Annotated in this window: 12 protein-coding genes and 1 pseudogene; 10 read left to right on the forward strand and 3 right to left on the reverse strand. The window is 62.1% G+C overall.

The window, feature by feature from the left end:
* Positions 1 to 124 precede the first annotated feature (124 nt).
* The 6 genes from recC (at position 125) to HX875_RS04910 (ending at position 11788) form a co-directional block, all read left to right on the forward strand.
* Positions 125 to 3574, forward strand: a complete 3450-nt coding sequence (recC, locus tag HX875_RS04885; protein WP_177042109.1) for an exodeoxyribonuclease V subunit gamma — start codon at positions 125 to 127, stop codon at positions 3572 to 3574.
* Positions 3571 to 7248, forward strand: a complete 3678-nt coding sequence (recB, locus tag HX875_RS04890; protein WP_177042111.1) for an exodeoxyribonuclease V subunit beta — start codon at positions 3571 to 3573, stop codon at positions 7246 to 7248. The genes recC and recB overlap by 4 nt, the downstream gene beginning before the upstream one ends.
* Positions 7245 to 9296: an exodeoxyribonuclease V subunit alpha gene (gene recD / locus HX875_RS04895; RefSeq protein WP_177042113.1), complete on the forward strand. Its 2052-nt coding sequence runs from the start codon at positions 7245 to 7247 to the stop codon at positions 9294 to 9296. The genes recB and recD overlap by 4 nt, the downstream gene beginning before the upstream one ends.
* Positions 9297 to 9457: 161 nt before the next feature.
* Entirely contained in the window at positions 9458 to 10027 is a 570-nt protein-coding gene (locus HX875_RS04900) for a YfiR family protein (RefSeq protein ID WP_177042115.1), read from the forward strand.
* Positions 10024 to 11292: a diguanylate cyclase domain-containing protein gene (locus HX875_RS04905; RefSeq protein WP_177042117.1), complete on the forward strand. Its 1269-nt coding sequence runs from the start codon at positions 10024 to 10026 to the stop codon at positions 11290 to 11292. The genes HX875_RS04900 and HX875_RS04905 overlap by 4 nt, the downstream gene beginning before the upstream one ends.
* Before the next feature lie 4 nt (positions 11293 to 11296).
* Positions 11297 to 11788 (forward strand): OmpA family protein, encoded by a 492-nt coding sequence (locus tag HX875_RS04910; protein ID WP_177042119.1) that lies wholly within the window; start codon positions 11297 to 11299, stop codon positions 11786 to 11788.
* A 162-nt stretch (positions 11789 to 11950) separates the two neighbouring features.
* Here the strand turns inward: HX875_RS04910 and HX875_RS04915 are convergent.
* A pseudogene (locus tag HX875_RS04915) lies at positions 11951 to 12076 on the reverse strand (DUF3077 domain-containing protein); the annotation flags it as partial.
* Positions 12076 to 13023, reverse strand: coding sequence for a LysR family transcriptional regulator (locus HX875_RS04920; protein WP_177042121.1), 948 nt, complete (start codon positions 13021 to 13023; stop codon positions 12076 to 12078). The pseudogene HX875_RS04915 and the gene HX875_RS04920, both read right to left, overlap by 1 nt.
* Before the next feature lie 132 nt (positions 13024 to 13155).
* On the opposite strand from HX875_RS04920, the gene HX875_RS04925 reads away from it, so the two are divergent.
* Positions 13156 to 14673, forward strand: a complete 1518-nt coding sequence (locus tag HX875_RS04925; protein ID WP_177042123.1) for a CoA-acylating methylmalonate-semialdehyde dehydrogenase — start codon at positions 13156 to 13158, stop codon at positions 14671 to 14673.
* 14 nt (positions 14674 to 14687) lie between these two features.
* Positions 14688 to 15575, forward strand: coding sequence for a 3-hydroxyisobutyrate dehydrogenase (gene mmsB / locus HX875_RS04930; protein WP_177042125.1), 888 nt, complete (start codon positions 14688 to 14690; stop codon positions 15573 to 15575).
* A 42-nt stretch (positions 15576 to 15617) separates the two neighbouring features.
* Here the strand turns inward: mmsB and HX875_RS04935 are convergent, their stop codons facing one another.
* On the reverse strand, positions 15618 to 15962 hold the full coding sequence (locus HX875_RS04935; RefSeq protein ID WP_003212331.1) for a cupin domain-containing protein: 345 nt from the start codon (positions 15960 to 15962) through the stop codon (positions 15618 to 15620).
* A gap of 389 nt (positions 15963 to 16351) precedes the next feature.
* Between HX875_RS04935 and kynB the strand changes: the two genes are divergently transcribed.
* The gene (kynB, locus tag HX875_RS04940; protein ID WP_177042127.1) at positions 16352 to 17002 is read left to right on the forward strand and encodes an arylformamidase; all 651 of its coding nucleotides are present in this window, start codon (positions 16352 to 16354) and stop codon (positions 17000 to 17002) included.
* Positions 16999 to 17856 (forward strand): tryptophan 2,3-dioxygenase, encoded by an 858-nt coding sequence (gene kynA / locus HX875_RS04945; RefSeq protein ID WP_177042129.1) that lies wholly within the window; start codon positions 16999 to 17001, stop codon positions 17854 to 17856. The genes kynB and kynA overlap by 4 nt, the downstream gene beginning before the upstream one ends.
* Positions 17857 to 17861 lie beyond the last annotated feature (5 nt).

Genomic DNA, 17861 nt, shown 5'->3' on the forward strand with positions numbered 1-17861 from the left:
TTTTGTTTTTGGGCGGTCGAAAAGTACGGGCGCGCAACGCATCAAGCGTGTCTCGCTTGCAGCCTGCAACTGCCTTCAATGCTAAAGTCCATCCCTCGATTTTGCTTTTCCCAAGGAAGCCGTTATGCCGGATGCGACGTCCCTCAGTGCTGGATTCATGGTGGTTCACGGCAACCGCCTGGATGAACTGCGCAGCCTGGTTGTCAGTTGGATGCGTCGTTACCCACTGGCTCCCCTGGAAAACGAAATCGCCTTGGTACAAAGCAACGGCATTGCCCAATGGCTCAAACTGGCGCTGGCCGAAGACCCTGAAGATGACGACATGGGCGGTTGCGGTATCGCCGCGGCCATCGACGTGCAACTCCCCGGCAGCTTCATGTGGCAGCTCTATCGAATGGTCCTGGGTAAAGATGAAATCCCGCCCAAGTCCCTGCTCGATAAAGCCCCGCTGACCTGGCGCCTCATGCGCCTGCTCCCGGAGCTGATCGATCAGCCCCACTTCGAACCCCTGCAACGCTTTCTGACCCACGATACGGATCTGCGCAAACGCTACCAACTGGCAGAGCGTCTCGCCGACCTGTTTGACCAATACCAGGTCTACCGTGCTGACTGGCTGGAAGACTGGGCCGCCGGCCGCCACCAATTGCGCAACGGCCGAGGCGAATCAAAACCCTTGAGCCCGGCCAACTGCTGGCAAGCCGAACTATGGCGTGCCCTGTTGCTGGACGTCGGGGAGGAGGGCATGGCCCAGAGTCGTGCCGGTGTTCACCAACGCTTTATCGAGCGCATCAACACCCTGGAACAAGCGCCCGCGGGCCTGCCTTCCCGAGTGATCGTGTTCGGCATTTCATCCCTGCCAGCCCAAGCCCTGGAAGCGCTGGCTGGCCTGGCTCGTTTCAGCCAGGTCCTGTTGTGCGTGCACAACCCATGTCGCCACCACTGGTCCGACATCGTCGCCGACAAAGACCTGCTCCGGAACGAATACAAACGCCAGGCCCGCAAAGCCGGAATGCCGGTCACCATCGACCCGCAAACCCTGCACCAGCATGCCCATCCGCTGCTCGCTGCCTGGGGCAAACAAGGTCGCGACTACATCAACCTGCTGGACAGCTACGACGACCCCAACAGCTACCGCTCGGCATTTCGTGACGGCCGCATCGACCTGTTCAGCGAGAGCGAGCCCACCACCTTGCTCAACCAGCTCCAGGACGACATCCTCGAACTGCGCCCGCTCAACGAAACCCGAGAACTCTGGCCAAGCGTCGATCTGGAGCACGACACCTCCATCCGCTTCCACATTGCCCACAGCGCCCAGCGCGAAGTGGAAGTTCTCCACGACCAATTGCTGCAGCGCTTCAGCGCCGACCCCACGCTGCGCCCACGGGACATCATCGTCATGGTTCCCGACGTCGACAGCTACGCGCCGCACATTCGCGCTGTATTCGGCCAGCTTGAAAGAAGCGACCTACGCTTCATCCCGTTCACGCTCACAGACCAAGGCCAGCGCGGCCGTGACCCATTGCTGATCGCCGTCGAGCACCTGCTCAAGCTCCCCGACAGCCGCTTCCCGGTCAGCGAAATCCTTGACCTGCTCGACGTCCCGGCCTTGCGCGAACGTTTCGCCATCAAGGAGCGCGACCTGCCGACCCTGCACCGCTGGATCGAAGGCGCCGGTATCCGTTGGGGCCTCAATGCCGAACAGCGCGCGGGTCTTGGCTTACCCCATGAGCTGGAGCAAAACAGCTGGCGTTTCGGCCTGCGCCGCATGCTCCTGGGCTACGCCGTCGGCACAGGTTCTGCCTGCGACGGCATCGAGCCTTACGATGAAATCGGCGGCCTCGACGCCGCATTGATCGGCCCGCTGGTTGCACTGCTCGATGCGCTGCACGACGCCCACCAGGCACTGTCACAACCAGCCGCGCCGCAAGAGTGGGGCGAGCGTCTGCAAAACTTGATGCAGCTGTTCTTCCTCCCGAGCAATGAGCACGACGACTACCTATTGGGCCAGCTCGAGCAACTGAGAGAAACCTGGCTGGAGACCTGCGAGTCCGTCGGACTGCACGACGAGTTACCTCTCACCGTAGTCCGCGAGGCTTGGTTGGCGGGCCTCGACCAAGGCCGCCTGTCCCAGCGCTTCCTTGCAGGTGCTGTCAATTTTTGTACCCTGATGCCCATGCGAGCGATCCCGTTCAAGCTGGTGTGCCTGCTCGGCATGAACGACGGTGATTACCCACGCGCGCAACCACCGCTGGACTTCGACCTGATGGGCAGCGACTACCGCCCAGGCGATCGTTCGCGCCGCGAAGACGACCGTTACCTGTTGCTCGAAGCGCTGCTTTCGGCACGCGACCAGCTCTACATCAGTTGGGTCGGCCGCAGTATCCGCGACAACAGTGATCGTCCGGCGTCCGTTCTGATCGGCCAGCTGCGTGACCATATCGCCAGCGGCTGGCACACCACCAGCGGCGTACCACTCCTTGAAGCCACCACCCAGGAACATCCGCTCCAACCCTTCAGTGCTCGCTACTTCCATGAAGGTGACGAGCTGTTCAGCTATGCCCGTGAATGGCAGTTGCTCCACGCGACCCCGGAAAACCGGCTCGATACTGGCAACCTCGCTCCCTACATCCAGGAAGAACCGCTGAGCCTTGGCCAACTGCAGGATTTCCTGCGCAACCCGGTCAAACACTTCTTCAGCCAGCGTCTGAAAGTGTTCTTTGAAGCCGCCGAAGTCCCGCTGGAAGATGAAGAACCCTTCGTCCTCGACGCACTCCAGCGCTACAGCCTGAGCGACAGTTTGCTCGCCGCCGCGCTGACCCAACCCGACAACCTCGACGAAGCCCTCAACGCCCAGGCCTTGCGCCTGCAAGGTAGCGGCTTGCTGCCAATGGTCGGTTTCGGCGAATGCCTGCGCAAAGAACTGATCGAGCCTTTGCCTGATCTGCTGCAACGTTACCAGCAGCTCCTGGCACTCTGGCCCACACCATACACCAGCGCCGAACCGATCAGTTTTGAGTATCAAGGCATCCAGCTGGAAGGCTGGATCAGCGGCCTGCACCAGCGCAGCGACGGTGGCTTCCTGAGCGTCACCGCCATCCCCAACAGCATCGGTTCGATCAAAACCCGGAAGTGGCACCGCCTGATTCGTCCGTGGGTGAACCACTTGGTGGCCTGTGCTTGCGGACTGCCACTCAGTACCGGCCTGGTCGCCAGCGACGACACGCTGCTATTGGCCCCGCTGGAGCAAGCCACAGCCCAGGAACTCCTCGGCAACCTGCTGCTCGCCTGGAAAACCGGCATGAGTGAACCACTGCCGATTGCCGTTAAAACAGCGTTCGCCTGGCTCGGTCAAACCGACCCTGCCAAAGCCCAAGCCGCCGCCTGCAAGGCCTACGAAGGCGACGGCCAAACCACCGACGGCGAGCGCCGTGAAAGCCCAGCGCTCACCCGCCAGTTCCCGGACTACGCTGCGCTAATGGCCAGCGAAGAGTTCGAAGGCTGGTGCGAAACCCTGTATCGACCGTTGATCAATGCCCCCTGGCGATCACTCACCAGCGCGGAGGCCAGCGCATGAGCGGCACAAAACCCCTGGCCCTGGCTTTCCCGCTTAAAGGCAGCCAACTGATCGAAGCCAGTGCCGGCACGGGCAAGACCTTCACTATCTCGGCGCTCTATCTGCGCCTGGTACTCGGCCATGGCGGTGATGAGTCGGGCTTTGGCCGCGAATTGCTGCCGCCGCAAATCCTTGTGGTGACCTTCACCGACGCCGCCACCAAAGAGCTGCGCGAACGCATCCGTATCCGCCTGGCAGAAGCCGCGCGTTTTTTTCGCGAAGAAATCGAACAGCCCGATGCGCTGATCGCTGAGCTGCGCGATCAATACAGCCCCGAACAATGGCCCGGCTGCGCCAATCGCTTGGACATCGCCGCCCAATGGATGGACGAAGCCGCCGTCTCGACCATCCACAGTTGGTGCCAGCGCATGCTGCGCGAACACGCATTCGACAGCGGCAGCCTGTTCACCCAGACCCTGGAAACCGACCACAGTGACCTGCTCGGCGAAGTGCTGCGCGACTACTGGCGGTTGTTCTGCTACCCGATGCACGACGATGCGCTGAACTGGGTACGCAACAATTGGGGCGGCCCGGCTGCGTTGATGCCACGGGTACGCGCCTTGTTCGGCAGCGAACGGCCCACCGATGAAACCCGTGAACCCGCCGAGCTGATCAACGCGTGTTTGCAAGAGCGCCGCCAAGCCCTCGTTTCACTCAAGGCGCCCTGGCTGCAATGGGCAGAAGAACTGCGCAATATTTGCCTGCAAGCCGTCGCGGCCAAAGCGGTCGATGGCCGCAAGATGCAAGCCCGTTACTTCGAACCCTGGTTCGAAAAAATCAGCGCTTGGGCGGCTGACGAATCACTCGAACAACTGGATATCGGTACCGGCTTCACCCGGTTGACGCCCGACGGCATGGCCGAAGCCTGGAAAGGCGAACCGCCGCAGCATCCAGGTATCGAAGCCATGGCCGGCCTCAAGGCCAGCCTCGACGCCCTGCCAACGCCCGACGCCGCCGTACTGCAACACGCCGCCGGCTGGGTTGGAAAACGCTTCGAAGAAGAGAAACGCCGTCGCGCTGAAATGGGCTTTGACGACATGCTGATCCGCCTCAACGCCGCTCTGCAGGCCGATGGCGGCGAGCGCCTGGCCAGTGTGATCCGCGAGCAATTCCCGGTCGCCTTGATCGATGAATTCCAGGACACCGACCCGGTTCAATACAGCATCTTCGACAGCATCTACCGCATCGAAGAAAACCACCTCGACAGCGGCCTGTTCCTGATCGGCGACCCGAAGCAGGCGATCTATGCGTTCCGTGGCGCCGACATCTACACCTACCTGCGTGCGCGCCAATCCACCACCGGCCGCCATCACACCCTGGGCACCAACTTCCGTTCGAGCCACGCCATGGTCGAGGCGGTAAACCACGTGTTCCAGCGCGCAGAAAAAGGTCGCGGCGCGTTCCTGTTTCGCGAACCCGACGGTACGAATCCGGTGCCGTTCCAGTCGGTATTGTCCCAAGGCCGCAAGGAACAACTGCAGGTCAACGGTCAGACGTTGCCGGCGCTGAACCTCTGGCATCTGCCCACCGACCAGCCGATCTCCAGCGTGCTCTACCGCCAACAACTGGCCGCGTCCTGTGCCAGTCAAATTGTCGCCTTGCTCAACGGTGGCCAGCAGGGTACTGCGGGATTCCTGAGCAAAGACGGTAGCTTCAAGGGCGTACTGCCGTCGGACATCGCCATCCTCGTGCGCGACGGCAAGGAAGCCCAGGCCGTGCGTGGCGAGCTGGCCGCCCGTGGTGTGCGCAGCGTGTACCTCTCCGACAAGGACTCGGTGTTCGCCGCCCAGGAAGCCCACGACCTGCTGGCCTGGCTCAAGGCCTGCGCCGAGCCGGATGTCGAGCGCCCGCTGCGCGCCGCCCTGGCCTGCATCACCTTGAACCTGTCACTGCCCGAACTGGAACGTCTGAACCAGGACGAATTGGCGTGGGAAAAGCGCGTGATGCAGTTCCGCGATTACCGCACGATCTGGCGCACCCAAGGCGTGCTGCCGATGCTGCGCCGCCTGCTGCACGACTTCAAATTGCCGCAAACCCTGATCACCCGCAGCGATGGCGAACGGGTACTGACCAACCTGCTGCACCTCTCGGAATTGCTGCAACAGGCAGCCGCAGAGCTGGACGGCGAACAGGCACTGATTCGCCACCTGGCCGAACATCTTGCACTCTCCGGGCAGGCCGGCGAAGAGCAGATCCTGCGGCTGGAAAGCGATGAGCAGTTGGTCAAAGTGGTGACGATCCACAAGTCCAAGGGGCTGGAATACGACCTGGTCTTCCTGCCCTTCATCTGCTCGGCAAAACCGGTGGATGGCAGCCGCTTGCCGTTGCATTACCACGACGAAAACGGCAAGTCCCAGGTCAGCCTCAGGCCCACCGCCGAATTGATCGCCCAAGCTGACGACGAGCGCCTGGCCGAAGACTTGCGGCTGTTCTACGTAGCACTGACCCGTGCCAAACACGCCTGCTGGCTGGGGATCGCCGACCTGAAACGCGGCAATAACAACAGCTCGGTGTTGCACCTGTCGGCCCTGGGCTACTTGCTCGGCGGCGGCGCTTCACTTGGCGAATCCGCCGGCTTGGCCCGTTGGCTGCTCGACTTACAGGATGGTTGCCCCGCGCTGCATTACGCAGAAATACCCGAAGCCGACGCGGTCGTGTTTCATCCGCCGCGCAACGAAGCCACCTTGCTCGCGCCGCTGCTGCCCAAGCGCAAGGCGGCAGAAAACTGGTGGATCGCCTCCTACAGCGCCCTGCGTATCGGCGAAAGCATGAGTGCAGCGAGCCTGGAAGCGCCGGAAAGCCCACAGGCGCAGAAGCTGTTCGATGACGAACGCCTCGACCCGGATGCACCGCGTGAAGTGCCGGCTTCCGGTGGTGATATTCACCGTTTCCCACGCGGGCCGAACCCCGGCACCTTCCTCCATGGCCTGTTGGAATGGGCGGGCGGCGAAGGCTTCAACGTGACTCCCGAAGCCATCGAAGATGCAGTCGCCCGGCGCTGCAACCGACGTGGCTGGGAAGGCTGGATCGACACGCTGTCCGGTTGGCTTGGGCACTTGTTGCAGGCCCGGCTGCCCTTGGGCAACGGGCAGGTGGCCCTCAGCGAATTGCAGCAGTACCAGATCGAAATGGAGTTCTGGTTCGCCAGCCACAAAGTCGACGTCCTCGCGCTCGACAAACTGGTGTGCCAGCACACTCACAACGGCGTATCCCGTGTGGCCGCCGAGCCGGTGTTGCTCAACGGCATGTTCAAGGGCTTTATCGACCTGACCTTCGAACATGAAGGCCGCTACTACGTGGCCGATTACAAATCCAACTGGCTCGGCCCTGATGATTCGGCCTACACACAACAGGCCATGGAACTGTCGATCCTCGATCATCGTTACGACCTGCAATATGTCCTTTACCTGCTGGCCCTGCATCGCCAGCTCAAGGCTCGATTGCCGGATTACGACTACGACCGCCACATCGGCGGCGCCTTGTACCTGTTCCTGCGCGGCACCCATTCTGCGAGCCAGGGCGCGTATTTCACCCGTCCGCCTCGTGAATTGATCGAAAGCCTGGACCTGCTGTTCCAGGGCAAACCGCTACCACCCAAGGCCGAACCCGCGTGGGAACAAGGAGTGTTGCTATGAGCCTGTCGCCGTTACCGCTTGAGGACCTGACGCCCCTCAGCCGCGCCGCCGATCTGGTGCAGTTGCTCGATCTCTGGGTGCAGCGCGGATGGTTGCGTGCGCTGGATAAAGCCTTCGTCGGCTTCCTCCACGAACTCGATCCCCAGGCCGACCCCTTGGTGCTGTTGGCCGCTGCCTTGACCAGCCACCAACTGGGCCACGGCCATGTGTGCCTGGACCTGTTCGAAACCCTCAAGGCCCCGGATTTTGCCCTGTCGCTGCCGCCTGAAGGCGATGTGCAAACCGGCGCCATGCTGCTGCCTTCGCAATTGCTTGAAGGCCTGGACGGCGCTCATTGGTGCCACGCCCTGGCCGCCAGCCGCCTGGTGGCACTGGCCGTCGACGGCAGCGAAGACGCGCAAAGCCGACCACTGGTGCTGTCGGACAAACGCCTGTACTTGCGCCGCTACTGGACCTACGAGCGGCGCATTGACACCGCTCTGCGCCTGCGACTCGCCACCCGCGAGAGCGTTGCCGATGATCTGCCCGAACGCCTGAATCGCCTGTTCGACCAGGCCCCGCCGGATGGGGTTGTCGACTGGCAGAAACTCGCTTGTGCCTTGGCCACCCGCGGTGCATTCAGCATCGTCACCGGCGGCCCTGGCACTGGCAAGACCACCACCGTGGTGCGCTTGCTCGCGTTGTTGCAGGCACCCGCCGTGGAAGCGGGCAGCGCGTTGCGCATTCGTCTGGCTGCGCCCACCGGCAAGGCGGCCGCGCGCTTGACTGAGTCCATCAGCCAGCAAGTGCTGTCGCTGAAAGTGCCTGATGCAGTGAAGGAAAAAATCCCGACCCAGGTCACCACTGTCCACCGTTTGCTGGGCAGTCGCCCCGGCACCCGGCACTTCCGGCATCACCTCGGCAATCCGTTGCCCCTGGATGTGCTGGTGGTGGACGAAGCCTCGATGATCGACCTGGAAATGATGGCCAACCTGCTGGACGCCTTGCCGCCTCACGCCCGTCTGGTGCTGCTGGGTGACAAGGACCAGTTGGCCTCGGTTGAGGCGGGCGCGGTGCTGGGGGATTTGTGCCGTGACGCCGAAGCCGGTTTCTACAGCCCGCAAACCCGCCAGTGGCTGCAACAGGTCAGCGGCGAAGACCTCGGCGCCAGCGGCCTGCAGGAAGACCTCGACGGCAGCCATCCCTTGGCGCAACAAGTCGTGATGCTGCGTTACTCGCGACGGTTTGGCGAAGGCAGCGGCATTGGCCAACTGGCCCGCTGGGTCAACCAGCAAAACGCCGAACAGGCTCGCAAACTGCTGGCGGCCCGCAGCCATGCCGACCTGTTTTGCGTCAGCCTCAAGGGTGAGCACGACCATGCCCTGGAGCGCCTGGTGCTGGATGGTCACGGCGACGGTGCCCATGGCTATCGCTATTACCTGAAGTTGTTACAGACCGCGCGTCCGGCCCTCGACACTCCTCGGGATGACGAAGCCTGGACCCTCTGGGCGCAAAGGCTGCTCAAAGCCTTCGATGCCTTCCAGCTGCTTTGCGCCGTGCGCAAGGGGCCGTGGGGTGTCGAGGGCTTGAACCTGCGCATCACCGCCGCGCTGCTCAAGGCCCGGCTGATCGACAGCGACCAGCAATGGTACGAAGGCCGCCCGGTATTGATGACCCGCAACGATTACGGCCTGGGCCTGATGAACGGCGATATCGGCATTGCCCTGAAGCTGCCCGAAAGCGATGGCGGGCCGCAGGTGCTGCGCGTCGCGTTTCCACGCAACGATGGCCAGGGCGGTGTGCGTTTTGTGCTGCCCAGCCGGCTCAATGATGTGGAAACCGTGTACGCGATGACGGTGCACAAATCCCAGGGTTCTGAATTCACCCATACCGCGCTGATCCTGCCGGACGCCTTGAACCCGGTGCTCACCAAAGAGTTGATCTACACCGGTATCACCCGCGCCAAGGACTGGTTCAGCCTGATCGAACCCCGGGGCGGCGTGTTTGAAGAAGCGGTGCGGCGCAAGGTGAAGCGCTTGAGCGGGCTTATGCTTGAACTGGGTGCTTGATCATTAAATAAGCTGACCGATGGGTTATCTAAATTTTCTGATCCATATGTGTGATTTTTCTTAATAAAATGTCGGAATCCTCCTAGGTGTCGCCTCGGGGGTTTTCCGCCGTTGTGCTATCGTTGCGGCATCATCCAAAGAAGATCAAAGAGAATCGCTGCATGAACGTGGCTGTCTCGCCCACAGAGCGAAGTTTGAGCTGGAGACGCATGCTGCTGTTGGCGCTTCTGTGGATATTCACGCCTCTCGCTTTTGCCCAGCCACCTGCCGGCATGGCCGATCAACGGGCCAAGGCCGTCACCCAGGTGGTCCTGGGCATTCTCAGTTACGCCCGCTGGCCGGTAGAGCCCGCGCAATTGCGCCTGTGCATCGTCGGGCCGACCCAATACACCGATGACCTGGTCAAAGGCACCACCCAGGCTACCGGCCGTCCGGTGGTGGTGCAGCGTTTACTGGCCAACCATCCGGACATCGCCAATGCTTGCGACGCGGTGTACATCGGCCAATTGACCAGCGATGAGCGTAGCCGTCTGTTTGCGGCCTTGATCGGCCATCCGGTGCTCAGCATCAGCGAAGGCGGCGACCAATGCACCGTGGGCAGCCTGTTCTGCCTGCGTGTGGCCGATGAGCAGGTGTCGTTCGAGGTCAACCTCGACTCCGTTGCCCGCAGCGGTGTGCGTATTCATCCAAGCGTACTGCAACTGTCCCGCCGTCGAGCGCCAGGGTCATGAGTGTGGATAAAACCCCGGTACGGCCAACCCTGCGCTCAGTCATCGGTCGCGGGCACCTGAGCCTGGCGCTGATGGCGGTGACCATGGCGAGTGTCTCGCTGACGCTGCTCGGGGTGCTTGCGTTGCGGGTGTATGCCGACCACAACCTGCATTTGATCGCCCGCTCCATCAACTACACCGTAGAAGCGGCCGTGGTGTTCAACGACAGTGCGGCGGCTACTGAAGCGTTGGCGGTGATTGCCTCGGAGGAAGAGGTGGCCGAGGCCGAGGTCTTCAATGTCGACGGCAAGCAACTGGCACATTGGGAGCGCCCGGAAACCGGGATGCTCTCAATGATTGAGCTGCAGTTGGCGCATGCACTGCTCGAACAGCCGATCACCCAGCCGATCCTGCATCAGGGTCAAGTTATCGGCAGTGTCCACCTGACGGGGCATGGCGGCAGCCTGTTGCGCTTCCTGCTCAGTGGGCTGGCCGGGATTCTGATATGCACCGCCCTCAGTGCCTGGGTCGCCTTGTTCCTGGCGCGGCGGCTGTTGCGTGGCATCACCGGGCCGCTGCACAGCCTCGCCTCGGTGGCCCACGCCGCCCGCAGCGAGCGGGCGTTTGACCGGCGCGTGCCACCGGCGCAAATCGCCGAGCTCGACAGCCTGGGCAATGACTTCAACGCCTTGCTCGACGAGATGGAAGCCTGGCAAACCCACCTGCAAAGCGAAAACGAAACCCTTGCCCACCAGGCCAGCCACGACAGCCTGACCGGGCTGCCCAACCGGGCGTTCTTTGAAGGGCGATTGATTCGTGCCCTGCGCAGCGCCGCCAAACTCAACGAGAAAGTCGCGGTGTTGTTCCTCGACAGCGACCGCTTCAAAGACATCAACGACAACTTCGGGCACGCCGCCGGCGATGCGGTATTGGTGGCCGTGGCGGCGCGCGTGCGTGCGCAACTGCGCGAAGACGATCTGGTGGCACGCCTGGGTGGCGACGAGTTTGCGATCCTGCTGTCGCCCCTGCACAAGCTGGAGGACGCCCAGCGCATCGCCGACAAGATCATCGCCAGCATGGATACACCGATTCCTCTGCCCGGCGACACCCAGGTATTGACCTCACTCAGTATCGGCATTGCCGTCTACCCTGACCATGGCGCCACCCCGGGCACCCTGCTCAACGCCGCCGACGCGGCGATGTACCAGGCCAAACGGCTTTCCCAGGGGGGCCAGCAAACGGCGGAATCGGAGGATCCCGCTGTCAACGTTCAACACAGGAGTTGATCCCTTGTTCTCGACCGCACGTTTTTTGTTTATCACCTTGCTCGTGGCCCTGCTCGCGCTGACGGGCTGCCAGACCCCGCCACCCAAAGGCCTGACACCGGCGCAGATTGCCGTGCTCAAACAACAGGGTTTTGAACTGACTGATGAGGGTTGGGCCTTTGGCCTCTCGGGCAAGGTGCTGTTTGGCAGCGACGTCGAAGTGCTGAATGCACCCAGCACCGAGATCGTCCAGCGCATCGGCAAGGCGCTGTTGGGCGTGGGCATTGAGCGGGTGCGGGTCGACGGCCACACCGACGCCTCGGGCAAGGAGACCTACAACCAGCAACTGTCCCTGCGCCGGGCCAAAAGCGTTGCGCACGTGTTGGCGGGTGTGGGGATGAAAGAAGAAAACGTGCAACTGCGCGGGCTGGGCAGCAGCGAACCGGTGGCCTCCAACGAGACCGCGGCGGGGCGTACCGAGAACCGACGGGTGTCGATTGTGGTGATTGCTGACTAGTCTGGCTTCCGGGCAATTCGAGTTGGAATGCAATCAATGTGGGAGCCGGGCTTGCCCGCGATGGCGGTGTATCAGTTGATGTATTGGGTGACTGACACACCGCCATCGCGGGCAAGCCCGGCTCCCACATTTTATTTGTGGCGTGCTTTATATGACGTCCGCTTAACCACTTGGCAACATGGCCTTGGTCAGGTCATCAACCACGGCCTTCCCCATCTCACACAGATAATGCGCAGCCCACGCATACTGCTCGCCACGCACATCCATGGCGGCTTCCATTGCGAGCTTCAGCCTGCAAACCGCATCTCCCGCGTCTCCCCCATCAACAACGGCTGATTCTGCTCCGTCACCTCACGGATGTAATCCCACAACAGGGTGATCCGTTTCAACTTCCTCAAGTCCTCGCGGCAGTACATCCAGAACTGCCGCGTAATGTTGATCTCTTTGCCCAGCACTGGCAGCAATCGCGGGTCCTGCGCCGCCAAGAAGCACGGCAAGATCGCCAGCGATCGCCCCTGCTGCGCCGCCACGTACTGCGCGATCACGCTGGTGCTGCGCAAGCTCGCGCTGGCGCCGGGCACCACGTTGGCCAGGTACAGCAGCTCCGAACTGAACGCCAGGTCATCTACGTAACTGATAAACGGATGTTCGGCCAGATCCGCCGCCCGGCGGATGGGCGGATGCTGGTCGAGGTATTCCTGGGTCGCGTACAGCTGCAGTTTGTAGTCGCACAGTTTGCAGCACACGTACGGCCCGTGTTCCGGACGCTCCAGGGCGATGACGATATCCGCTTCGCGCTTGGACAGGCTGATGAAGTGGGGCAGGGGCAGGATGTCCACGGAGATCGCCGGGTAGGTGTCGACGAAGTGGCTCAGTTGCGGGGTGATGAAGAAGCTGCCGAACCCCTCGGTGCAGCCCATGCGCACGTGGCCCGACAGCGCCACGCCGGAGCCGGATACCTGTTCGCAGGCCATGTGCAACGTGCTTTCGATGGACTCGGCGTAACCCAGCAAGCGCTGGCCTTCTGTGGTCAAAACGAAGCCGTTGGTCCGGGATTTTTCAAACAGCAGGGTGCCCAGGGATCCTTCAAGGGAGCTGATGCGTCGCGACACGGTGGTGTAGTCCACCGCCAGGCGCTTGGCGGCGACGCTGGCCTTGCGGGTGCGGGCAACTTCGAGGAAAAACTTCAGGTCATCCCAGTTCAGGGAGCCTAGTGACGTGATGTTTTTTTGCATATTGGACCGGCTTTTATGTGCGTTCTTATTAGAAGTTTGCACATCTATACTCCAAAAACAGTCCGAACGCCTCATTCCTCAAGGCGATTCAACGCCTTGGTTCTCTGCATACCTACAAGAATTGGAGACCACATGAACGCATCTGCCGATATTTCCGTAAAACAGGTCAAGCTGCTGATCAACGGCGAGTGGGTCGAATCCAAGACCACCGAATGGCAAGACATCGTCAACCCGGCCACCCAGCAAGTGTTGGCCCGCGTACCGTTTTCCACCCCCGAAGAAGTCAACGCTGCCATCGACGCCGCCCATCGCGCCTTCCAGACCTGGAAGCTGACGCCGATCGGTGCGCGCATGCGCATCATGCTCAAGCTGCAAGCCTTGATCCGCGAGCACTCCAAGCGCATCGCCGTGGTGCTCAGCGCCGAGCAGGGCAAGACCATTGCCGACGCTGAAGGCGACATTTTCCGTGGCCTGGAAGTGGTGGAGCATGCGTGCTCCATCGGCACCCTGCAGATGGGCGAATTCGCGGAAAACGTCGCCGGTGGCGTCGATACCTACACCCTGCGCCAGCCGATCGGCGTGTGCGCCGGCATTACCCCGTTCAACTTCCCGGCGATGATTCCGCTGTGGATGTTCCCGATGGCCATCGCCTGCGGTAACACCTTCGTACTCAAGCCGTCGGAACAGGACCCGCTGTCGACCGTGCTGCTGGTGGAGCTGGCGCTGGAAGCCGGTGTGCCAGCCGGTGTGCTGAACGTGGTTCATGGCGGCAAGGACGTGGTGGATGCGCTCTGCACCCATAAAGACATCAAGGCGGTGTCCTTCGTCGGTTCGACCGCCGTCGGTACCCACGTCTACGACCTCGCCGGCAAACACGGCAAGCGCGTGCAATCGATGATGGGCGCCAAGAACCACGCCGTGGTGCTTCCGGATGCCAATCGCGAGCAAACCCTGAACGCCCTGGTAGGTGCCGGTTTCGGCGCCGCCGGTCAGCGTTGCATGGCAACTTCCGTGGTGGTGCTGGTGGGCGCGGCCAAGCAATGGCTGCCGGACCTCAAGGCCCTGGCGCAAAAGCTCAAGGTGAACGCCGGCAGCGAAGCGGGCACCGATGTGGGCCCGGTGATCTCCAAGCGCGCCAAGGCACGCATCCTCGACCTGATCGAAAGTGGTGTAAAAGAAGGCGCCAAGCTGGAGCTGGATGGCCGTGGCATCAAGGTGCCGGGTTTTGAAGACGGCAATTTCGTCGGCCCGACCCTGTTCTCTGGCGTGACCACTGACATGCAGATCTACACCCAGGAAATCTTCGGCCCGGTGCTGGTGGTGCTGGAAGTCGACACCCTCGACCAGGCCATTGCCCTGGTGAACGCCAACCCGTTCGGCAACGGCACCGGCCTGTTCACCCAGAGCGGCGCGGCGGCGCGTAAATTCCAGAGCGAAATCGATGTGGGCCAGGTTGGCATCAACATCCCGATCCCGGTGCCAGTGCCGTTCTTCAGCTTCACCGGTTCCCGTGGTTCGAAACTCGGCGACCTGGGCCCGTATGGCAAGCAAGTGGTGCAGTTCTACACCCAGACCAAAACCGTCACCAGCCGCTGGTTCGACGACGACAGCGTCAACGATGGCGTCAACACCACCATCAACCTGCGCTGATCGAGGAGACGACCATGAAGATTGCATTTATTGGCCTGGGCAACATGGGCGCGCCGATGGCGCGCAACCTGATCAAGGCAGGCCACGCGCTGAACCTGTTTGACCTGAACCAGACCGTGCTCAAGGAACTGGCCGAACTGGGCGGCACCATCAGCGCCTCGCCGCGCGCGGCAGCAGAAGGCGCCGAGTTGGTGGTAACCATGCTTCCGGCTGCGGCCCATGTGCGCAGCGTATGGCTGGGTGAAGACGGCGTGCTGGCCGGCATTGGCAAAGGCGTGCCGGCGGTGGATTGCAGCACCATCGACCCGCAAACCGCTCGCGACGTGGCGGCTGCGGCGGCGAAACACGGCGTGGTGATGGCCGATGCCCCGGTGTCCGGCGGCACCGGCGGCGCCCAGGCCGGGACGTTGACCTTCATGGTCGGCGCCACCCCGGAACTGTTCGCCACCCTGCAGCCAGTGCTGGCGCAGATGGGCCGCAACATCGTGCACTGCGGTGAAGTCGGCACCGGGCAAATCGCCAAGATCTGCAACAACCTGCTGCTGGGCATCACCATGGTCGGCGTCAGCGAAGCCATGGCCCTGGGCGATGCGCTGGGCATCGACACCCAAGTCCTGGCGGGAATCATCAACAGCTCCACCGGGCGCTGCTGGAGCTCGGACACCTACAATCCGTGGCCCGGGATTATCGAAACGGCGCCGTCGTCCCGGGGTTATACCGGTGGGTTTGGTGCGGAACTGATGCTCAAGGATCTGGGACTGGCCACTGAAGCAGCACGCCAGGCGCACCAACCGGTGATCCTCGGCGCGGTGGCGCAGCAGTTGTATCAATCGATGAGCCAGCGTGGAGAAGGGGGCAAGGACTTCTCGGCGATCATCAACAGTTATCGCAAGCCCCAATAGGGCGTTTGTGGTGAGGGGGCAAGCCCTCTCACCACAATGGCTTCAGGCAAACACAAAATACTTACGCACCGTCTCGACCACTTCCCACGTCCCCTTCATCCCCGGTTCCACCACGAAGATATCCCCAGCCCGTAAATGGATGGGCTCCAGGCCGTCCGGGGTGATCACGCAGTAGCCTTCCTGGAAATGGCAGTATTCCCACTTCACATACTCCACCCGCCATTTGCCCGGGGTGCAGATCCAGGTGCCCATGATCTTGCTGCCGTCTTCGCTGGTGTAGGCGTTGAGGTTGACGGTGTGCGGGTCGCCTTCGAGTTTTTCCCATTTGCAGGCGTCGAGCACCGGCAGTGGGTGGGTGTCGCGCAGTACGGTGATTGGCTTGGACATGATGATTCCGAGGCAGAGGAAGGGAAGCCCGAACCCTAGCGCCTTGGGCGGCGTGCCAGTGGTCTGAACTCGACATCGGGATGCCCAGAAGCGCAGGCATTTGCACAGCCGTGAGTCACCGCTAACCCCTGTGGGAGCCGGGCTTGCCCGCGATGGCGGAGTGTCAGGCGATGGACGGGCAAGCTGTGCCGACCTCATCGCGGGCAAGCCCGGCTCCCACAGGGAATATTTGTTGTTTGAAGGATTGAGTCAGTACGAAATATCTGTGCGCCAATCAGCCATTTCCTCGCAGTAAGTGCGAAAGATTTCCCGCTTTGCGCTGGAATTCGCAAGAATATTTACAGCTGGCCCTCGTATCATTCACCCCAGTAACGACCGAGAGCCTTGAAATGAATCCAATAAAAACGTGGTGGGACATCAGCCCGCCCTTGAGCACCGCGACCCCGACCTGGCCGGGTGATACGCCGTTTCAGGAAGAGCGCGTCTGGCAGTTCGGCCCTGAGTGCCCGGTGAATGTCGGGCGCATCACTCTGTCGCCCCACACCGGCGCTCATGTAGACGCGCCACTGCACTACAGCGCCGACGGTGCGCCGATTGGCGAAGTGTCCCTGGATGTGTACATGGGCCCGTGCCGGGTGCTGCATTGCCTGGGCAGTGGCGCGTTGGTGCAGCCGCACCAATTGGAAGGCCACCTGGAGGACCTGCCGGAGCGTGTGCTGTTGCGCACTTATCAACAGGTGCCGCTGGAGACCTGGGATTCGAATTTCACTGCGGTCGCCCCGGAAACGATTGAGCTGCTGGCCAGCCTCGGTGTGCGCCTGATCGGTATCGACACGCCGTCGCTGGACCCGCAGCAGTCCAAGACCATGGATTCCCACAACGCCGTGGCCCGGCATGGCATGGCGATTCTCGAAGGCATCGTCCTTGATGACGTGCCGGAGGGTGATTACGAGTTGATCGCGCTGCCGTTGCGTTTTGCCAACCTCGATGCCAGCCCGGTACGAGCCATCCTCCGCCCGCTCAAGGAGCCCACGCGATGAGCCAGTGTCCTTTCTCCCCTGACTACCAGCCGCCGGAAGAATGGCATAACGCCGAGCTGAATTTTTCCGAGTCCATGAGCTACGGCGACTACCTGGACCTGGGCAAAGTGCTCAGCGCCCAGCACCCGCTGTCGCCGGACCACAACGAGATGCTGTTCATCATCCAGCACCAGACCTCGGAGTTGTGGATGAAGCTGATGCTCCACGAGCTCAAGGCCGCCCGCGAACACGTGCGCCTGGGTGAGTTGCCGCCGGCATTCAAGATGCTGGCGCGGGTGTCGCGGATCTTTGACCAACTGGTGCACGCCTGGGCGGTGCTGGCGACCATGACGCCGTCGGAGTACAAGTCGATCCGCCCGTACCTGGGGCAATCGTCGGGCTTCCAGTCGTTCCAGTACCGGGAAATCGAATTCATCCTCGGCAATAAAAGTGCGGCGCTGTTGCGGCCTCACGCCCATCGCCCTGAGCTGTTGAACGAGCTGAAAGTGGCGATTGCTACGCCGTCGCTGTATGACGAGGCGGTCAACCTGATGGCCAAGGCCGGACTGGCGATCGACCCCAAACGCGGCGAACGCGACCCGACCGCGCCGACGGTTCACGATGATTCCGTTGAGGCGGCGTGGCGCGAGGTCTATCGCGACCCGAGCCGTTATTGGGACCTGTACCAACTGGCCGAAAAGTTTATCGACCTGGAAGATTCCTTCCGCCAATGGCGCTTCCGCCACGTCACCACGGTGGAGCGAATCATCGGCTTCCAGCCGGGCACCGGCGGCACCGAAGGCGTGGGTTACCTGCGCAAGATGCTCGACACCGTGCTGTTCCCCGAGCTGTGGCGAGTGCGTTCCACGCTGTAATAAAA

The sequence above is a fragment of the Pseudomonas yamanorum genome, from assembly GCF_013386765.1.
GTDB classification, from domain to species: Bacteria; Pseudomonadota; Gammaproteobacteria; order Pseudomonadales; family Pseudomonadaceae; genus Aquipseudomonas; species Aquipseudomonas yamanorum_A.